Origin of the sequence: Levilactobacillus suantsaii, from assembly GCF_014069315.1 — a bacterium.
Lineage (GTDB): Bacteria > Bacillota > Bacilli > Lactobacillales > Lactobacillaceae > Levilactobacillus > Levilactobacillus suantsaii.
In genome coordinates this window covers 2,427,490-2,446,309 of the sequence record NZ_CP059603.1, presented here as the reverse complement: position 1 = coordinate 2,446,309, position 18,820 = coordinate 2,427,490, and the positions used below count along the sequence as shown (strand labels likewise).

21 protein-coding genes are annotated in these 18,820 nt (G+C 48.9%); 16 read left to right on the top strand and 5 right to left on the bottom strand.

Annotated elements, in window-relative coordinates:
• Window positions 1-161: 161 nt before the first annotated feature.
• From H3M12_RS11595 to H3M12_RS11565, 7 genes are all read left to right on the top strand, one after another.
• The gene (locus H3M12_RS11595) at window positions 162-1,052 is read left to right on the top strand and encodes an ArsR/SmtB family transcription factor (RefSeq protein ID WP_129031408.1); all 891 of its coding nucleotides are present in this window, start codon (window positions 162-164) and stop codon (window positions 1,050-1,052) included.
• Window positions 1,053-1,185: 133 nt separating this feature from the next.
• On the top strand, window positions 1,186-2,709 hold the full coding sequence (locus H3M12_RS11590) for an alpha-L-arabinofuranosidase C-terminal domain-containing protein (RefSeq protein ID WP_129031407.1): 1,524 nt from the start codon (window positions 1,186-1,188) through the stop codon (window positions 2,707-2,709).
• Between the two features lie 161 nt (window positions 2,710-2,870).
• Entirely contained in the window at window positions 2,871-3,959 is a 1,089-nt protein-coding gene (locus tag H3M12_RS11585; protein ID WP_129031406.1) for a GntR family transcriptional regulator, read from the top strand.
• Window positions 3,960-4,382: 423 nt separating this feature from the next.
• Window positions 4,383-5,987, top strand: a complete 1,605-nt coding sequence (locus H3M12_RS11580; RefSeq protein WP_182150731.1) for a xylulokinase — start codon at window positions 4,383-4,385, stop codon at window positions 5,985-5,987.
• Between the two features lie 14 nt (window positions 5,988-6,001).
• Window positions 6,002-6,736 carry an L-ribulose-5-phosphate 4-epimerase gene (locus H3M12_RS11575; RefSeq protein ID WP_129031404.1) on the top strand — a complete coding sequence of 245 codons (735 nt, stop codon included), beginning with the start codon at window positions 6,002-6,004 and terminating at the stop codon, window positions 6,734-6,736.
• Window positions 6,737-6,778: 42 nt separating this feature from the next.
• Window positions 6,779-8,203 carry an L-arabinose isomerase gene (gene araA / locus H3M12_RS11570; protein WP_129031403.1) on the top strand — a complete coding sequence of 475 codons (1,425 nt, stop codon included), beginning with the start codon at window positions 6,779-6,781 and terminating at the stop codon, window positions 8,201-8,203.
• Between the two features lie 93 nt (window positions 8,204-8,296).
• Window positions 8,297-8,872, top strand: a complete 576-nt coding sequence (locus H3M12_RS11565; RefSeq protein ID WP_129031402.1) for a sugar O-acetyltransferase — start codon at window positions 8,297-8,299, stop codon at window positions 8,870-8,872.
• 109 nt (window positions 8,873-8,981) lie between these two features.
• Here the strand turns inward: H3M12_RS11565 and H3M12_RS11560 are convergent, their stop codons facing one another.
• Window positions 8,982-9,170 carry a hypothetical protein gene (locus H3M12_RS11560; protein ID WP_129031401.1) on the bottom strand — a complete coding sequence of 63 codons (189 nt, stop codon included), beginning with the start codon at window positions 9,168-9,170 and terminating at the stop codon, window positions 8,982-8,984.
• 134 nt (window positions 9,171-9,304) lie between these two features.
• On the opposite strand from H3M12_RS11560, the gene H3M12_RS11555 reads away from it, so the two are divergent.
• From H3M12_RS11555 to H3M12_RS11535, 5 genes are all read left to right on the top strand, one after another.
• The gene (locus H3M12_RS11555) at window positions 9,305-9,622 is read left to right on the top strand and encodes a glycine cleavage system H protein (lipoate-binding) (RefSeq protein WP_129031400.1); all 318 of its coding nucleotides are present in this window, start codon (window positions 9,305-9,307) and stop codon (window positions 9,620-9,622) included.
• Window positions 9,623-9,637: 15 nt separating this feature from the next.
• The gene (locus tag H3M12_RS11550; RefSeq protein ID WP_129031399.1) at window positions 9,638-10,528 is read left to right on the top strand and encodes an RluA family pseudouridine synthase; all 891 of its coding nucleotides are present in this window, start codon (window positions 9,638-9,640) and stop codon (window positions 10,526-10,528) included.
• Between the two features lie 13 nt (window positions 10,529-10,541).
• Entirely contained in the window at window positions 10,542-11,282 is a 741-nt protein-coding gene (locus tag H3M12_RS11545) for a DUF1003 domain-containing protein (RefSeq protein WP_129031398.1), read from the top strand.
• Between the two features lie 228 nt (window positions 11,283-11,510).
• Window positions 11,511-12,050, top strand: coding sequence for a GNAT family N-acetyltransferase (locus H3M12_RS11540; RefSeq protein WP_170954928.1), 540 nt, complete (start codon window positions 11,511-11,513; stop codon window positions 12,048-12,050).
• Between the two features lie 97 nt (window positions 12,051-12,147).
• Window positions 12,148-12,543, top strand: coding sequence for a hypothetical protein (locus H3M12_RS11535; RefSeq protein ID WP_129031396.1), 396 nt, complete (start codon window positions 12,148-12,150; stop codon window positions 12,541-12,543).
• A gap of 79 nt (window positions 12,544-12,622) precedes the next feature.
• Here H3M12_RS11535 and H3M12_RS11530 read toward each other — a convergent pair whose 3' ends face one another.
• Both H3M12_RS11530 and H3M12_RS11525 read right to left on the bottom strand, forming a co-directional pair.
• Window positions 12,623-12,955 carry an AzlD domain-containing protein gene (locus H3M12_RS11530; RefSeq protein WP_129031395.1) on the bottom strand — a complete coding sequence of 111 codons (333 nt, stop codon included), beginning with the start codon at window positions 12,953-12,955 and terminating at the stop codon, window positions 12,623-12,625.
• Window positions 12,946-13,650, bottom strand: coding sequence for an AzlC family ABC transporter permease (locus tag H3M12_RS11525; RefSeq protein WP_129031394.1), 705 nt, complete (start codon window positions 13,648-13,650; stop codon window positions 12,946-12,948). Before H3M12_RS11525 ends, H3M12_RS11530 begins: the two co-directional genes overlap by 10 nt.
• Window positions 13,651-14,000: 350 nt before the next feature.
• Here H3M12_RS11525 and H3M12_RS11520 point away from each other — a divergent pair, with 350 nt between their 5' ends.
• The gene (locus H3M12_RS11520) at window positions 14,001-14,201 is read left to right on the top strand and encodes a MerR family transcriptional regulator (RefSeq protein ID WP_233449184.1); all 201 of its coding nucleotides are present in this window, start codon (window positions 14,001-14,003) and stop codon (window positions 14,199-14,201) included.
• A 150-nt stretch (window positions 14,202-14,351) separates the two neighbouring features.
• On the opposite strand, the gene H3M12_RS11515 is transcribed toward H3M12_RS11520, so the two are convergent.
• Both H3M12_RS11515 and H3M12_RS11510 read right to left on the bottom strand, forming a co-directional pair.
• Window positions 14,352-15,074 (bottom strand): DUF4811 domain-containing protein, encoded by a 723-nt coding sequence (locus tag H3M12_RS11515; RefSeq protein ID WP_129031392.1) that lies wholly within the window; start codon window positions 15,072-15,074, stop codon window positions 14,352-14,354.
• Window positions 15,071-16,561 (bottom strand): MDR family MFS transporter, encoded by a 1,491-nt coding sequence (locus H3M12_RS11510; RefSeq protein WP_129031391.1) that lies wholly within the window; start codon window positions 16,559-16,561, stop codon window positions 15,071-15,073. Before H3M12_RS11510 ends, H3M12_RS11515 begins: the two co-directional genes overlap by 4 nt.
• A 204-nt stretch (window positions 16,562-16,765) precedes the next feature.
• Between H3M12_RS11510 and H3M12_RS11505 the strand changes: the two genes are divergently transcribed.
• The 3 genes from H3M12_RS11505 (at window position 16,766) to H3M12_RS11495 (ending at window position 18,731) form a co-directional block, all read left to right on the top strand.
• Window positions 16,766-17,209, top strand: coding sequence for a MerR family transcriptional regulator (locus H3M12_RS11505; protein WP_170954923.1), 444 nt, complete (start codon window positions 16,766-16,768; stop codon window positions 17,207-17,209).
• Window positions 17,210-17,720: 511 nt separating this feature from the next.
• Window positions 17,721-18,281 carry a GNAT family N-acetyltransferase gene (locus H3M12_RS11500; protein WP_182150729.1) on the top strand — a complete coding sequence of 187 codons (561 nt, stop codon included), beginning with the start codon at window positions 17,721-17,723 and terminating at the stop codon, window positions 18,279-18,281.
• A 90-nt stretch (window positions 18,282-18,371) separates the two neighbouring features.
• Window positions 18,372-18,731 carry an MmcQ/YjbR family DNA-binding protein gene (locus H3M12_RS11495; protein WP_129031389.1) on the top strand — a complete coding sequence of 120 codons (360 nt, stop codon included), beginning with the start codon at window positions 18,372-18,374 and terminating at the stop codon, window positions 18,729-18,731.
• Window positions 18,732-18,820: the final 89 nt, after the last annotated feature.

The window sequence follows — 18,820 nt, the reverse complement described above, 5'->3', positions numbered from 1 at the left end:
ACGTTGTCAACCTTTTTAGGATTCTTTTCGGAGAAATAATTAAAAAAAGGTTTATAATTAAGGCTAAGCTTAATTTTAAAACTGATATACAGCAATATTGTGATTAAAGTTAATGAATAGAGAAATGTAAGCCGTTTATTTAGTCCCTAGGAGGACGAAAAATGCAATTAGACCTTTCAAATGAATCGTTACCCGTTTACGAAGCTTTGGCGAGTCCGGTTCGATTACAAATTATGCGTCTCTTATCTGAACGGCCACGAAGTGTTCAAGATTTGGCAACCGCTTTACAACTTAGTAGTCCCATCGTGACTAAACACCTCGATAAGCTGGTGGCCGCTAAAATAATTGATAGTCACCGGGTCGGTCACAAGAAGGTTTCCACGTTGCGGGTCGATACGATTGACGTTAAGTTTCCGCAACAGGTTTATCCGGACTTCAAGGTGCATCGGACGGCAATTCCCGTGGGCCACTACACAGCTTATCACGTGGCGCCGTCGTGTGGGTTGGCAGGCCCGGACGATTATATTGGTCGAGTCGATAATCCCAAGTACTTCATGTTGGCCGACCGAGTTAAGGCGGGGATGATTTGGTTCAATGATGGATTCGTGGAGTATCAAACGCCGAATTTTTTACGTCGACGGGAAAATTTAGAGATGCTGGACCTATCAATGGAACTGGGTTCTGAGTTTCCTTTTTCCAACAATACCTGGCCGTCCGATATTACTTTCTTCATTAATGGATGTGAAATTGGAACCTGGCGGAGTCCCGGTGACTTTTCCGATATCCGGGGGAAGTACACACCCGATTGGGTGCCCGATAATGTGAACCAGTACGGCATCCTTAAGATTTTACGGGTCACCAACCACGGAACTTACCTGGATGGGCAACCTTTTGCAGCGGTCAATCTGGATGACTTACCACAAGATAGCGACGTATGGACGATTCGTTTCGAAATTAAACCTGATGCCAAGAAGTCCGGTGGTTGCACCATTTTTGGGAAAGGGTTTGGCAATTATGATCAGAATATCAATCTGGCCGCCTACTATAGTTAAAAAAGGTTCAATAAATTTAAGCTTAGATGTAGAATTTATTGAAAGCGCTACCAAATAAGGGTAAAATTCACTTTGATAAGGTCATTACTAGGCCAATTAGGTAGTCTGTTTGATTAAGGAGGATTTGAGCGTTATGGCAAGATTACAGCTGAACCAGCAAAAGCATTTTTCGGTGGGACCGCAGTTGTTCGGGTCGTTTGTGGAGCACATGGGAACCGTGGTGTATACGGGGATTTATGAACCGGATCACCCAACGGCGACGGCAGCCGGCTTTCGTGACGATGTGGTGCAACTGGTACGCAAGTTAGGGCTCAAGACGGTCCGCTATCCCGGTGGCAACTATACGTCGAGCTATCATTGGGAAGATACTATTGGGGATAAAAAGCAACGGCCGCGGCGGATGAATCTGGCGTGGCAGGCCGTGGAAACCAACCAATTTGGCTTGGACGAGTTTTTTCAGTGGTGTCAACAGGTTCACGTCGAAAATCCCGTGTTGACCGTTAATCTGGGGACCAGGGGAATTGACGATGCGCTTCACGAACTGGAATACGTAAACGGGGCGTTGGATACCGACTGGGCCAATTTGCGGCGACAAAACGGGCATACCGAACCGTACGGGGTCAAATATTGGTGCCTGGGTAACGAACTCGACGGGAAGTGGCAAGTTGCTAAGAAGACTCCAGAAGCGTATGGCAAACTGGCGAACGAAACGGCGAAGGCCATGAAGTTAATGGATCTGAACATCGAAACGATTTTGGTGGGAAGCTCAACTCCCCGCTTAGCCTCGTACCCGTCTTGGGATTTCAAAGTTTTAATGGCGGCTTATGATAATGTAGACTTCATTGCCATGCACGACTATGTCGACCGGGGGCAGTCTGAACATATGGATCAAGAAGACCAAGCTAGTGTCGATGATTTACCCACTTACTTGGCCCGTTCACGGGAGTTCGACAAGCAAATCGAAGAGATTGAAACGATTGCGGATGCGGTGAAGGCACTGAAACACAGTTCGAAAACCATGAAGATTTCCTTTGATGAATGGAATGTTCATCGGCGTTCGCTCAAGGCCCCACAACCCTGGACAGAACATAACCCAGTGGATTGGTGCTACTTTAACCTTGCCGATACGCTGTTGTTTGGATCGATGGCTTTGGCAATTTTACGCCACGGTGACCGCGTGAAGCTGTCGTGTCAGGCCTTATTAGTCAATACGATTCCCCTAATTTTAACGGACGAAGGCGGTGCTGCCTGGGCTAACCCGACTTATTATGTCTTACAGTCATTGTTGCAGAATTTGACTGATCAAACACACGTTGTTGAGTCGACGTTGGTGGACGGTGACGTTTATTCAACGACACGTTATCAAAACGTGCCCGTTGTGGATCAGGTAGTTGTGGATACTGGGTCGGCATATGTCATTTATGCGGTTAACCGGGGAAAAACAACCCAACAACTCACTGTTACGTTACCCCGTACCATTAAGTCTGGGCAGCAACAGCATCTAATTGGGGAATTAGATGCGCAAAACACGCGCGAACATCCAGATACGCTGACATTGATGCCACGGGATGATTTTCAGTGTGATCCCTCCAGTACAACCCAAACGGCAATGTTGAACGGGTATTCTTGGAACGTAATCACTTATAATTATCGGTAACTAATAAGCGGACCTCATGAATAAGAGTAAAGGAGAACAGATAGGTTTGGTGACTGACCTAGCTAAACAGCTTAGTTATGTGACCAATTTAAATTTGGGGTGAATTTGTTTGAAGTATCACCCCAAAACCGGTAGACTTAAAAGCAATAATGAGGTGCGCTATGGAAAACAAATATCAGAAAGTAAAAGATGGATTAAAAGAAGAGATTATTTCCGGTAAATATAAGATTCACGATAAGTTACCCACGGAGTCGGAATTGATGCAACAGTACGCGGTTAGCCGGTATACGGTACGTCGAGCCGTGGGGGATTTGGAAAGCGACCATTTTATCTACCGGATTCAAGGCGGGGGGATGTTCGTTCAGGATTGGCACAAAGATTGGTCAGCCCCGGCGGATACTAAGCTGATTGGGGTGATTACCACCCACATCGCCGACTATATTTTTCCGAATATTATTTCGGGCATCGACCAGGTTCTTTCTCAGGCGGGATATTCAATTTTGCTGAGTAACACGCATAACACCCACCAAAAGGAACGCAAGAGTCTCATCAGTATGCTGGACAGTAAGGTGGCTGGGTTGATTATTGAGCCCACGCAAAGTGCGTTGCCTAATCCCAACCAGGATCTGTATCAAGAAATCAAGGACGATGAGTTGCCCACGTTATTTATTAACGCGCACTACCCAACCTTTGATTTTCCGTACGTCGATACGGACGATTTAGCGGCTGAACAGGACCTTGTCAATTATCTGTTTGGTCTGGGACATGAAAGCATCCTGGGGATTTTTCAGGTCGATGATATCCAGGGAGTCAACCGGATGAACGGCTTTATCCGGGCCTATCAGCAACGACCGGAACTGTCTTACATGAGCAACATCATCATGTATCAGTCTGGGGAAGACACCCAGAAGTTATTTGAACGGATTATTGGTTACCTGAAGCAACACGACGCGCCGAGCGCCATCGTGTGTTACAACGATCAGTTGGCTATCGAGGTCATCGATTTTCTCAAGTCACAAAACGTGCAGGTTCCAACCGATGTCTCCGTGGTGGGCTTCGATAATTATCAAATGGGTGAGTACTTTACCCCCAGCTTGACGACCATCAATCACGAAAAAGAACGGATGGGCGCCGATGCAGCGGGCTTACTGATTAAGTTATTGAATCGGGAGACTGTCGAGTCAATTACCTACCATCCTGAAGTGGTCGAACGTGACTCAGCTATTCAACGGGTAAAACCTGCAAAATAAATGATTTCTACGGTTGTTCGTGACGACGAACAACCGTTTTTTATTGCTATTAAATTCTAGTAGATACCGTGCCACCATCTATTTAGTTAGTCTCAGTATGGATACGGCTATGTTAAGTCGGCTGGGTTTATTTATCCGGATAATAGTTGAGCGAGAAAATAGCGAACTTATCTTAAAGGGAACAAATTTCTTTAATTTAAGGCGGTTTATGAATCATTAAATTTGGTGGACAATCTAGTTTGCGACAATTATATGGGTGAAAGATAGCGGATACAGCAACCGATTTTACTGACGATTGTTTATGAATAATACGGATGAATATAAAAACTCCTTGATTTATTCGAATAAAAATAATACACTTGAGTCATTAAGAAATCACGAATTAACAATCACAAACCAAGGTAGAGTTATGGAGGGTGTTGCATGAGTGCGGAGAAGATTATTCGAGATGTTGAAAGCGGTAACATTTCGTTAGGAATTGAATTGGGGTCCACGCGAATTAAAGCTGTGTTAGTCACCCCAGATTTCAAGACCATTGCGAGTGGAAGCTATGGTTGGGAGAACCAACTGGAACAAGGAATTTGGACGTATTCTTTGGACAAGATTTGGGCGGGGATTCAAGCCAGTTATCAAGCCATGGCCGCCCAAGTTCAAGATAAATACGGTGTGACCCTGACTAAGATTGGATCAATCGGTGTCAGTGCCATGATGCACGGATACATGGCGTTCAATCAAGATGATCAGTTATTAGTTCCATTCCGGACTTGGCGCAATAACATCACAGCTCAAGCGGCCGACGATTTGACCGAGTTGTTCGATTTCAACATTCCCCAACGGTGGAGCATTGCGCATTTGTATCAAGCCATTCTGAATCAGGAAGATCACGTGAAAGACGTGGCCTTCATCACCACTTTGGCGGGCTACGTTCACTGGCAATTATCTGGTCGAAAGGTTGTGGGTATCGGAGATGCTTCCGGAATCTTCCCAATTGATAGTGAGACCAAGACTTACAACCAAGACTTTCTAAAGCAGTTTGCAAGTTTAAAAGCTGTTCGCCAATACCTGTGGAACATCGACGATATTTTGCCACAAGTGCTGGTCGCCGGAGAACCCGCAGGTGAGCTGACTGCAACTGGGGCCAAGCTCTTGGACGTCAATGGTAACTTGACCGCTGGTAGTGTGATGGCCCCACCTGAAGGGGACGCCGGGACTGGGATGGTCGGCACTAACGCCGTTCGCGAACGAACCGGGAACATTTCCGCCGGGACGTCGGCCTTCTCCATGGTGGTCTTGGATCAACCTATGAAGGACGTTCACCGCGATATCGACATGGTCACAACGCCGACCGGGTTACCTGTTGCCATGGTCCACACCAACAATTGCTCGTCAGACATCAACGCCTGGGTGGACCTCTTCAATGAGTTTGCCCAAGCCGTTGGCGTGAAGCTATCACCGGATGACTTGTATGGTGCGTTGTTCAACCAGTCGACTAAGGGTGATGCGGATGCTGGGGGCCTGTTGAATTACAGTTACCTTTCAGGGGAAAACATCACTAAAGTCACTGCGGGTCGGCCGCTTTTCGTCCGAACACCCAACAGCCACTTTAACCTGGCTAACTTTATGAAAACTCAGCTTTATGCGGCGTTTGCGCCCTTGAAAATTGGCATGGACATCCTGGCCAAGGAAGAGCACATTCATGTGGATTCCTTGATTGCCCAGGGTGGGATCTTCCGCACCCCTAAAGTTGGTCAACAAATTTTAGCAGATTCACTCGACGCACCGATTACGGTGATGAGTACCGCTGGTGAAGGTGGTCCGTGGGGGATGGCGATCTTAGGCTTCTACGTGACGGCGAAAAAGGCTGGCGAAAGTCTCGAAGACTTTCTGGATCACCGGGTCTTCGTCAATCCCGAAAGCACTACGCTGAATCCCACCGAAGAAGGGGTCAAAGGCGCCGACGTATTTATTGAAAACTACAAACGTGGCTTATCGATTGAAACGCAGGCCGTGCAACAATTGAAAGACTAAAGGAGAATCAGAACATGTTAGAAGACTTAAAGCAAGAGGTCTACGAGGCCAACATGCAACTACCAAAGTTAGACCTCGTGACCTTCACCTGGGGGAACGTTTCCGGAATTGACCGGGAAAAGGGTTTGTTCGTCATCAAACCATCTGGTGTCGACTACGACCAACTCAAGCCTAGCGATATGGTGGTCGTAAACCTTAAGGGTGAAGTCGTTGAAGGGGACATGAACCCGTCCAGCGATACACCGACCCACACCGTGTTGTACAACGCTTTCCCGAATATTGGCGGAATCGTGCACACCCACTCACCATGGGCGGTCTCCTTTGCGGCGGCGAAGATGGACATTCCAGCCATGAACACCACGCACGCGGACACCTTCTTCACGGGGGTCCCAGCAGCGGATGCTTTAACTAAGGAAGAAATTGAAGAAGACTACGAAGGCAACACGGGGAAGACCATCGTGAAGACCTTCAAGGAACGGGGTCTCGATTACGAAGCCACGCCAGCAGCGTTGGTCAGCCAACACGGTCCCTTTGCTTGGGGGCCAACGCCAGATAAAGCGGTTTACAACGCCAAGGTCTTGGAAGTCGTTGCAGGTGAAGATTACCATACTATGCAGTTGACCCGGGCCAACTCGGAGTTGCCACAATATTTGTTGGATAAGCATTATTACCGTAAGCACGGAAAGAATGCTTATTATGGGCAAAACAATGCCAAGTCGCAAGAACATGCGGCGCGTGAAACTGAGTAACACTGACCCTTACTAACAATTATTTAAAAGGAGTGCTTAACTATGTTATCTGTACCTGATTATGAATTTTGGTTTGTCACCGGTAGCCAACATCTCTATGGTGAAGAACAATTGAAGTCCGTGGCTAAGGATGCCCAAGATATCGCTGACAAATTAAATGCCAGCGGCAAGTTACCTTATAAAGTGGTCTTTAAAGACGTCATGACCACGGCTGATGGTATTACGAAATTCATGAAGGAAGCTAACTACAACGACAAGGTGGCCGGGGTCATCACCTGGATGCACACCTTTTCTCCAGCCAAGAACTGGATCCGCGGGACGGAATTATTGCAAAAGCCGTTATTACACTTAGCCACCCAATACTTAAACAATATCCCTTATGCCGACATCGACTTTGATTACATGAACTTGAATCAAAGTGCTCATGGTGATCGGGAATATGCTTATATCAATGCACGGTTGAAGAAGCACAACAAGATTATTTACGGTTACTGGGGCGACGCCGACGTTCAAGCTGAAATCGCACGTTGGGAAGACGTTGCGGTAGCTTACAACGAAAGCTTTAAGTTGAAGGTGGCTCGTTTTGGCGATACCATGCGTGACGTAGCCGTCACGGAAGGCGACAAGGTCCAAGCACAGATTCAAATGGGCTGGACGGTCGACTACTACCCAATTCACGACTTAGTGGAAGTTATCGATGCCGTTGACGATGCGGACGTAGAAAAGGAATACAAAGATTTGGAGTCCCGTTACGAAATGGTTCAAGGCGACAACGGTGCTGACAAGTACGAACATTCCGTCCGGGTTCAGCTTCGTCAGTACTTAGGCATCAAGAAGTTCTTGGAACAGGGCGGTTACACGGCCTTCACCACCAACTTCCAAGACCTGAATGGCATGGAACAACTCCCTGGCTTAGCTGCCCAACTGTTAATTCGTGATGGTTATGGCTTCGGGGCTGAAGGTGACTGGAAGACCGCTGCCTTAGGTCGGGTCATGAAGATCATGTCCCACAACAAGCAAACGGCCTTCATGGAAGACTACACGTTAGACCTGCGGAAGGGTCACGAAGCCATTCTGGGTTCCCACATGCTCGAAGTCGACCCGAGCATTGCGTCTGACAAGCCACGGGTTGAAGTTCACCCGTTGGATATTGGGAACAAAGCGGACCCAGCTCGGTTGGTCTTCACGGGTTCCGAAGGCGATGCCATTGACGTCACGGTAGCGGACTTCCGTGATGGTTTCAAGATGATTAGCTACGCCGTTGATGCGCACAAGCCAGAAGCCGAAACCCCTAAGTTGCCGGTTGCTAAGCAACTTTGGACGCCAAAGGTTGGCTTACGGCAAGGTGCCTTGGCTTGGATGCAGGCTGGTGGTGGCCACCACACCATGTTGTCTTTCAGCTTAACCGAAGAACAGATGGAAGACTTTGCGACGATGGTTAACATGAACAAGGCATTCATCAAGTAAATTAAACTTAAAAATGGTGGGGCGTTCGACTGTGAGCGAGCGTCTCACCATTTTTATGGTCATCGTGGATAGAATTGAATTGGAGGAGAGCCAATGGCAAGGACGGAAAAAGAAAAGATGCTTGCGGGCAACGAACTGTTTGACGTATACGACGCAGAGCTGGTGGCCGAACGGGCCGCTGCCCGTCAGCAACTTGAGGCATTTAACGCACTAGGTGAAACAGACCCGCAGCGTAGTCAGCAATTGATTCGCCAGTTATTTGGCGCGACCGGGGATGCTGTTAGCGTGCACGCGACGTTTCGGTGTGATTACGGATACAATATTTACGTGGGCGACGACTTCTTTGCTAACTACGATTGTGTGATGCTTGACGTGGCGCACATTCGCATTGGTAAGCATTGTTTGTTAGGGCCCAAGGTCCAGCTCTATTCAGTCAATCATCCGGCAGAACCCAAACTTCGCCGGAACGGTGCAATGGGGATTGGGAAACCCATCACACTGGGTGATGACGTCTGGGTCGGTGGTGGTGCCATTATTTGCCCCGGTGTGACGTTAGGGAATAATGTGATTGTAGGAGTCGGTAGCGTGGTGACGAAATCATTCGGTGATAATGTGGTAATCGCTGGGAGCCCCGCTCGCATTATTGAGACCCTCGACCCGAAACTTTAGTCTTTCCTCTGATAATAGGTAGAAACTGAATTCACTTTACAAAATGAGCGCCTCAAGAAATAATTTTCCTGAGGCGCTCATTTGTGATTAAAGTGACTTGAATTTTAGCTTAGGAAAAGAAGATCCAACTGCCCATTTCCATGACGCACACACTGGCGACTAAATACAGGCGGGACAAGAAACGTCCATCAACTTCAGTCTTCATTTTGGGCATTAATTTGGCCAGGACGAAGATGAAGAAGATGACCCCAATCACCATAATCAACGTTCCGGTCAGCATGTTTTTCCCACTCAACATGTTAACTCCCCCTTTTATAATTGGCTTCATTATACCCGTTTTGCCGTAAAAAGGGGAGATTTATTTCCCGCCGAATGCGGGGCTATGGTAAACTATAGGGGACTTAGACGCAACAGATAAAGGGGCGTGACGAGATGATTGATCGGTTGGAAACAAGCGCGGATGCCTTATGGTTAACCCCTCAGGCACCGGGAGTCGTACGGTTAGGTTTTGCGGATCATGGCCGTCAATTGGTGGGACCTGTTCAGCGGTTGACTTGGCAAACGCAAACGGGGCACGTTCGCCTCGGCGACCCTTTTTTGCTGGTCACGGGGTCCAAAGACACCCTGATGTTGCGTTTCCCGTTAGCGGGACGCATTAAACGGATTAACGCGGCGTTAGTTGACCATCCAGACCGGCTCGATACCCATAATGACGCGTTGGACTGGATGGTTGAGTTAGACGATGAGTAAGAAGGGATTTAAGCAATGAAATTATCTTGGCCCGTGACGGCCCCCGTCACTAGTTTAAAACGATTTTTAAGCCAACAAGGCATCAGTCACCGGGGATTCAGCGATTTAAAACACCGGGGAATCATCTGGGTCAACGGGCAAAACGTGGCCCCCGATGTCCAACTCGCAGTTGGCGATGAAGTGACCGTGATTCTGCCGCCGGAACTGGCTGACCCGGCCGTGGCTAGCAGTTCCGGCCCGCTACACGTCCTGTTTAGTAACCGAGATTGGGTCATCGTGGACAAACCAGCGGGATTAAACGTGGTTCCGGGGCCGGCAAACCGTAAAGATACCCTGGTTAATCGGCTCAAGGGCGCTTGGCAAGCCGAAAATGCCGAAAACCAAGTTCCTCATATTTTGACCCGTTTGGACCGCTTCACAAGTGGATTGGTCTGGGTTGCGCGGCACCGTTTGGCTAATAGTTTGGCTAGTCAGCTACAGGCTGCTAAGCAGGTGGATAAGCGTTATTTGGCTTTGGTCAGTGGTCAGCTCACTGACGACCACGATATGATTGATGCGCCGTTAGCGCCAGATCCGGCGGGCTATAATCAGTTGGTCTCGCCGGCGGGCAAACCTGCGCGTACGGAATACTGGGTCGAAGAACGCTTGCCCCAAGCAACGTTGGTGCGCGTACAGCTACATACGGGGCGGACACACCAGATTCGCGCCCACTTTGCATCGATTGGTCACCCACTGGTGGGGGATCAATTATATGATGGCCCACTATTAGCTGGTGCCACGCATCAGGCGTTGCATGCGGCCAGTTTGACGTTTACGGACCCGTTTACTCAGGAACCACGTCAATTTACTAGTTCGCTACCAGCGGATTGGCAAACGTTGTTGCAGACGTTACGGGTCCAAGGATAAGGAGGGACGCGAGATGACGACAACGGGAGCAGACTTGACTTGTTTGGTCGATCACCAACCGGTGACGCTGGAGAATGGGTTACAGCTCGCCGAACTCGATACCAATTTACGGAATCGAATCAAACGCGATTATCCGAAGGCAAAGGTGACGGATTATATTTGCGGTCATCACCTCTTGAAGTATCGGTTGGAGCGGGTCGATGCGATGATCAACGCGGACTTGAAGCAAACGAAGAAGATTAACCATAAGTTGACTCGGGCTTTACAAAGCGACGATTACGATATTATTGATGTGAACGAAGTCTTAACCAAGAGTTTAACTTTTGGCCAACGAGTCTCCGATGGGGTTGCCCGGTTTGGCGGTTCCTGGAGCTTTATCGGTATTTTCATGTTCGTGCTTTTGGGGTGGATGCTCGTCAACGGCCTGCACCTTTTTGGGGTCAACTTTGACAACTACCCCTACATTCTGTTAAATTTAGTACTCAGCTGTGTGGCCGCGGTTCAGGCGCCCATCATTATGATGAGTCAGAATCGTTCGGCGGACCGGGATCGGATGATGGCCGAGAACGACTACCATGTCAATTTGAAGTCCGAGCATGAATTGCGACTACTGCACGCCAAGGTGGATCATTTGGCGCAGAACCAGGTGCCCCATACTATGGAAATTGAACGCTTCCAGTTAGAGATCTTAGGCGAGATTCGCCAAGAATTAGCAGAACTACGGGCGACACCTAAAACGCCGCCAAAACCGTAACGTGAAGGGAGTTTCAACATGCGTACTTGGGTAACCATGAGTACTTTGTTCGTTGTAGGCTTGATTTTTGGCCACCACGTAGCAAGTTACACGGGTCATTAGACCATTAGCATATTCGTTGACAATTTAGTAATCCTTCGTTAGTCTAGTGACATAACTAGAAATGGAGGATTTTTTGTGATAATACGAAAAGCTCAACCGACGGATGCGCCCCAGATAGCCCCGTTGATGAACTTAATCTATGATGAGATGGCATTGACCGACCTCGAGGATGTTCCGGGCCCCGACTTATTGCAGGTCATCACGGCAGCCTACCGCACCCCAACTTATTTGTCGGGAGCGGCGACTACGGTGGTGGCCGAGGCCAATGGCCAAGTGGTCGGGGCAGCGTTTGGCTACCCCGGCGATCAAGAGGAAGTCGTGGACGACGTCATGGCCGATTTGACCGCTAAGAGTGCGGCCTTTGAGGTGCCTTACGAGGCTGAACAAGAGACGACCCCGGGTGAATGGTACCTAGATTCACTCGCTGTGGACCCGCACTATCAGGGGCATGGTATCGGTCGGCGACTGTTGCAGGCGTTACCGCAATACGCTAAGCAAGACCAGGAAACGGTCATTGGGTTGAACGTCGACCGGGAAAATCCGGGAGCGTTTCGCCTGTATGATCGGATGGGGTATCAGGTCACGGGGACCCAGATGATTGGGGACCATACCTATGACCACATGCAACTCCCCATCGGGAAGCTTGCTCACGTCATGGATGCGTAATCAAACAGAAATCCTGGTAGTCTGGAGCGAGGGTTCCAGACTATTTTTTAATCACTATTAATTTAATCCCGCGCGACGGGAAAGCGAGGAGTTTACCATGAAAGATCAATTACAGTTAGGCGACGACGAATTTGGCCAGATGATGATGGTGTTAAAAGAACCTGTTACCCAAGCCAACCATAAGGAATTTAAGTTTTTGGATGGCGAGATGCAAGAAATCGCCCCCGATATTTGGGCGATGCCCGCTTACATGACGGAAGATGATGATTTTACGATGTTCTTCTTAACCACGCAAATTGAGTCGGGAGAGACCGTGGTGGCCTTTGCGACGGGCAACTTACAGGGAACTGATTTTCGGCTCAGTGAACCCATGATTACGGGGACCGGGTTAAACCAGTTGAACGTTGATCACCCAGACCGGGCCAAGCGCGTGTTGAAATTTTTGAACGACATCTCGCGAGCCGACGAAGGTAGCTGGCGGATGGTCGATTAACTCTGATTAATTGTTAGCGAATATAAAAGCGCCAGGAATCCGGTCAATGACCAGGTTCTTGGCGCTTTTTGGACGGCGCTCAACCCCAGTTGAAGTAGCGAATGACCGCCATCGCCATGATCCCGACGACCACCACGGCTAACAGACTCTTCGTCAGAATGCCAGCTAGTGTGGCGGGGATAGCCGCGTAAAGGTTGGCCCAATCAATCGTAGCCCAGTGGCCCGCGTGAGCAATAAAAAGGCCCTGGCAACATAAAGCGGTCATAATGGTAATAGGGACAAAGGTTAGAAAGTCAATGACGCCTGCCGGCAATTGTAAGCGTTTTACAAAAACGAAGGGTAACGTGCGTGACAGGAGGGTGACCACGCCACACCCCAGAATGACCCAGAGTTCAAAAAGAGTTAGTGACATTTTTTCAGCTCCATTCCAAAAAAACAACCGAGAATCGTGGCAATCAGCAAGGCCAAATTGGCACTGGTGAACCGTAAACTTATGTAGTAGATTAACGCAACAAAGATCATGACTAGAAGCTGGCGGGTGAGCCCTAAGTGTTTATCACTGATCAGCTGGAGGTAGACCAAGCCGATAAACATGGCGGTTAACGCAAAATCAAAGCCGAACTGCGTCGGGTTTTGAATGAAGCTTCCTAGAACAGCGCCCAAAATGGTGGCTACGCCCCAGACTAGGTAGGCGACCACGTTAGCGGCGGATTGCCAGGCGAAGCTGAGGTGGCCCTCTGTCCGGTTACGTTTGTTCATGGCTAATGCAAAGGTTTCGTCGGTGACTAAGCTCCCAATCAACAGGTTTTTGGTCAACGACTCGTGACGAAAGGCTTGGGCCAGACTGGTACTCATGAGAATCATCCGGGAGTTAACCAGAAACGTGGAGAGCATGATGGCCGACAGGGGATCGTGAGCGACGAGCATACTAGCAATGATGAATTGGGCGGACCCGGCGTAGACGATAAAGGATAGCCCCGCCACCATTAAGAGGCTTAAGTGGCTGGTGTTCGCGACGATACCGAAAGCGAGCCCTACCCCGATATAGCCAAAAACGGTGGGTAAAACGTCCTTCAGACCGGCACGAAAAGAAAGCTCAGGAGTCATATAACCAACTTCTTTCTGCGACAGAATAGGCGAAACGACTCGGTGATTGGGTCGTTTCTTCGCCGCCCAAAGAGACGTGTCGAGTAATCAAGGACAGGCTAAAAAAACCTAGCTGGCGGCGCCGAATGGGGGTAATATAAAATCGTTAATAACCAGTGTAGAACAGTGTTGTGGCAAGGTAAAGGGGCAATTTGAATCACCGCCCAAAAGGAGAGTAAAAAAAGTGTTTAGAAAGGGTTGCATTTTGGTAAAGGTGGCTGTATGATACTCTCATCAGTTAGAAAAGAACGCAAGAAAGTGGGGTAGTGACGATGAGGATGAACTTGACTGAATTGGCGCGTTCGGCGCAGGTGGATGAAACTCGTGTGGAAGAATACGTCAAGAACGGACTGTTAGGTTCCAACCATTCAACAACGGAATTTGATGATTCCGATCTGTATTGGATCGATATGATTCAATGCTTTCAGGACAATGGGACGTCTTTGAGTGACTTATCCGGTTTAATGCCGCGCTGTCGGCAAGCCCAGTCCAAGATGACGCAATTAAGCTAAACGGTAGATATTACCGTACCACGAAAGAAGCGCGCTGCGACCTTTGGGTCCTAGCGCGCTTCTTTTTCAATTCATAACTATAATTAGTGCATTATCAAAAAGCGCCTCACCAGTTTAGTTTGGTGAGGCGCTTTTTTACTTCTATTCTGCTTAGTTCTTAACGCGTTGAATCAATTGTTGCGTGGCCTTAGCCTGGTAAGCGGCAGTGGCCTGTTTAGTGAGTTTTTGTTGTTGGGCCTGGCTCATAGTCGGGTCCTTGGTCATTGCGGCCGTGACTTGTTTTTTCACGTAAGCCGTAGCGGCCTTTTTTTGTTTGGCTTGGTAGCTCTTCGACTTGGCTAACTTTTGGAGCTTTTTAGCCTGCGTCGTGCTGAGCGTTTCCCAGTTGTGTTTCAGGTAAATCGTGTTGGTTTCCTTAACGAGTTGATGGCCATTATCGGCCCAACCGAACCAGAACTTCATGGCGCCACTACGATACTCGCGGTAGGTCTTTTGCGTCACGATGCGGTTGCGACCGGACGTTTTTTTGACCACGTTATGGGTAGTCAATTTAGCGGTTGTATGACTGGTCTTTTTGGCATCGGCACTGGTCTTATAAACGTAGACGCGGTGCTTATCGGCTGTTCCGACAGACTTGTATAACATCAATGGCATCTGTTTCGATGGCGATGCGGAGTAGATCCGCGTGGTCTTAGTTGTGGTAACGTTGTGCATTCCGAAGTGATCGTGGTCATTTTTAATGAGGAACACGATACTGGTGATGAGGCTCAAGACCATTACGACAGTTAAGCTATTAGCCAGCCAGCGCTTGGTGATGTAGACATAGCAAACGAAGGCGAGAACCGCCGATAAAACTAATGTGACTAGAATCATGATGCGGCACCTCCTTGTTGAGCATCGTCATCGGCAAGATGGATGGAGTGTTCCCGGTTGCCCTTTAAGAACAAGGCGACGACGAATGCAACCAAACTCAGGCCGATGGCAATCCAGAAGGCAGCATGGTAACCCGAGACGGTCGCGTTGATGGCTTTATCCGCGTAGGCTAACGGGTTGGTCGTCATCATGTGCTTAGCTGGCGTCTGGCCATTGGTCACGTTGGTCAAGACACTGACCATAATGGCGGTCCCCACGGAACTGGCTACTTGTCGTTGCGTGTTGTTGACCGCGGTCCCGTGACTGATCATGTTCATCGGCAGGGCGTTCATCCCGGCCGTAGTAGCAGGCATCAAGACCATGGCAATCCCAAACATCCGGATAGCGTAAAGTACCACGATGTAGATGGTGGCCGTATCTTTAGTAATCCAGGCAAATGGGAGCGTTCCAATCGTTAAGAGGAACAGACCCATGGTTGCCAAACGTTTGGCGCCAAAGCGGTCGAAGGCACGACCGGTGATGGGACTCATAATCCCCATCATCAGCGCCCCGGCCAATAGCGTCAGCCCGGAGTGGAAAGCGGACATGCCTTTGACCATTTGCAGGTACAGTGGGATGACCATTTCGACCCCAACCATGGCCATCATGACCACGGAACTTAAAATTGCGGCGACCGTGAATTCCTTGGATTTGTAAACCCGGAAGTTCAAGAACGGGTCGTCCATGGTCAATTGCCGCCAGATGAACAGGGCAACTAGAATGGCTCCGATAATCAAGGTGCTTAAGACGATGGTACTGCCCCAGCCGTCGTCCCCGACGGAGGAGAACCCGTAAAGCATGCTGCCGAACCCAGCCGTGGAAAGAACCACGGATAAGAGATCCAGTGGTGATTTACGCGTGTCCAAGACGCTACGCATAATCCAGAAGCTGGCAATGATGACGACGGCGACGATTGGGATGATCATCCCAAATAAGTCCCGCCAAGAGCCGTTATCAATGACCCACCCAGATAAGGTCGGCCCAATCGCAGGCGCTAGGCCAATGACGATTCCGGCAAGCCCCATGGCGGTTCCTCGCTTGTTAGCGGGGAAGATGGTCAGCATCATCGTTTGTAAGAGCGGCATGGAGACCCCGACGCCGACGGCCTGAATCAGCCGGCCAGCCAGTAACATCGGGAAACTCAATGCGGTCCAGCAAAGTAACGTTCCGGCCAAGAAGATGGACATGGCCCCAATGTAGAGCCATTTGGAACTAATCGTGTTGATGAGCCAGGCACTCACGGGAATCATAATCCCGTTGACCAACAAGAAACCGGTCGTGAGCCACTGGACTGTGGACGTTGAAACATCGAAGGCCTTCATTAAAGTCGGGAAGGCGGTCGCTAAAATGGTTTGATTCAGAACGGTACAGAACGAGCCCACTAACAGGAGGATGACAAGTAGCCCCCGGTTGTAGGCGTTACCGTTGGTATCAATTGCTTTTCCCAATTCAATTCCCTCTTTTATGCTAAAAATTATATCTGGAACAACTATACGCAGACCACCCGTTTTTGTCAACTAACTTGACATATATTTCATAAAATATATACTGATTGGAGAAAAACAAACATCGATATTAAATTCGCTTACAAAATTCACAACCGCTTTCATTCATGATAAGCGGCCGACAGACAGAATAGGTGGTGCTTCAACATGGTGAAAGACGACATGGCTAATCTCATGAAAAAGATTCCCATTGAAAGTGTGACGCTGGGGATTGGTGACGTCGCACGGGCAACGGGGGTGGCGCAAAGTAAACTGCGGTACTGGGAAAGCAAGGGCTACATTAAGAATCACGCGGTCACGGATAAAAGTAATCGTAAGTTTACCTATAAGACAGTTCTGCAAGTTCAGCTCATCAAGAGTTTTTTAGCGGACGGGTATACGTTGACCAGTGCTGTCGCTCGCGCGCAGAAACGGGCCATCTATTTAGACGCGCTACGGTCGTTTTTTGAGGACCGGTTCGCGCAGATGGACGTGGCGGATCACACAGCGACTATCGATTTAGGGCCGTTTGACCCGACGCCGTCCAAACACTTGATGGCCAAACGGACGGACCAGCAATGGCGGTTTTATTTAGCAACCCCGGAATCTTAGGCTTTTTGATTGTTTCTGATTTGGGAGCATGGTAGGCTTAAGAAAGCGGGGGAGTTACAAACCCGGGCAGTAAAGACCTTCGATGCTAATCGATCTTCTGGCTGGATTAGTAGACATTCATGTTGTTAACGTGTTGTGAAACCAGGCGAACAACCAAGAGTAATAGCGCGTTTATTTTTGCGCTGGACTACGCTAGCCCAAGCTAACGTAAGCGATCGTGATTGAAACGACGTGTTTTTGAAAATTGAACCGTTTTGATTTTCACTCGCCCCGTTTGCCTCCGCAGGCGCCGATTGAAGTTTAGAGGGTTCTTCAATCGGTGCTTTTTTATGCGCTAGTAACGGGGCAAATCCTTAAAAAATGAGAAAAAGATGAGGGGCCGAAAGCTTGATATGATAAGCTTTCGGCCCCTTTAATCGCTCACGTACTAAAAAGCGAAGCGGGAGTTGTTGCTTTTAGAAGAAGACGTGTTACTATAACAAAAATAAATTAATAAAGGATGGTGTGACACATGCTGTTACGACAAGCAACTATGGCTGATTTATCAGCAATCAAAGCGATTATTCAGGACGGACGTGACCAATTGGCGGCGCAAAACATTGACCAATGGCAGGGAACTTATCCGGAAACGACGGTCTTGGCGGACGATATTCGCCAAGGATGGACGGTTGTCTTGGAGGAAAATGACGAAATATTGGGTACGACGGCCATTATTCCGGGGATTGATCCCAGCTATCAGACCATCAGTGGCCAGTGGTTAACGCATGATGCCAACTATCTGGCGATTCACCGGGTGGCTGTTTCGGCACATCACCGGGGCCACGGGTTAGCCGGTAAGTTGTTCCAACAGTTATTTGAATTGGTTGACCAAGTGAGTGAGATTGAGAGTATCCGGGTCGACACGCACCCGCAAAATCAGGCGATGCAGCACATTATTCAAAAGAACGGCTTCACCCCAACCGGAGAAATCGAACTGGTGGGAATGAGTTTGGACGGCGTTAAGGACTTGGCGTACGAACGGGTCACCACCCACGTGCGACCAGAACATCTTTTTCAACCAACGCCAGCTTAGCCAGCCACTAAAAAAACGGTCGTCACGGTTGAGAACCCCGCTAGAGTGGCGTATCATAAACGTTAATTGACACTAATAAGGGATGACGAGATGACGCGAGCAGAAGTCTTTCAGATTGTCGCAGACCAATACGGAACTGTCCCAGCCTATTTGTGGCGGAAGTATCCACACTATGCTGTTTTGCGGCACGCAGATGGTGGTAAGTGGTATGGTTTAGTGATGAACGTGACTCGGCAGACGTTGGGGCTGACCACTGGCCCCACGGACGTGGATATTCTGGTCGTCAAGGCCTTGCCAGAAGAGATTGATATCTTGAAACAAGGGGCGGGCTTCTTTCCCGCCTATCAGATGAACAAGACCAATTGGGTAACGGTGCGCTTAGCCGACCCGACGGCTGCGGCGCAAGTCCCCCAATTATTAGCTGAAAGTTTTCAATTAACCAGTCGTTAAGATCCAATCGAATGACGCCAAGTTGTCTGTAGGGATGGATAACTTGGCGTTTTTTGGCCCCAATCTGACTTGACCGGTTGGCCGTGAGC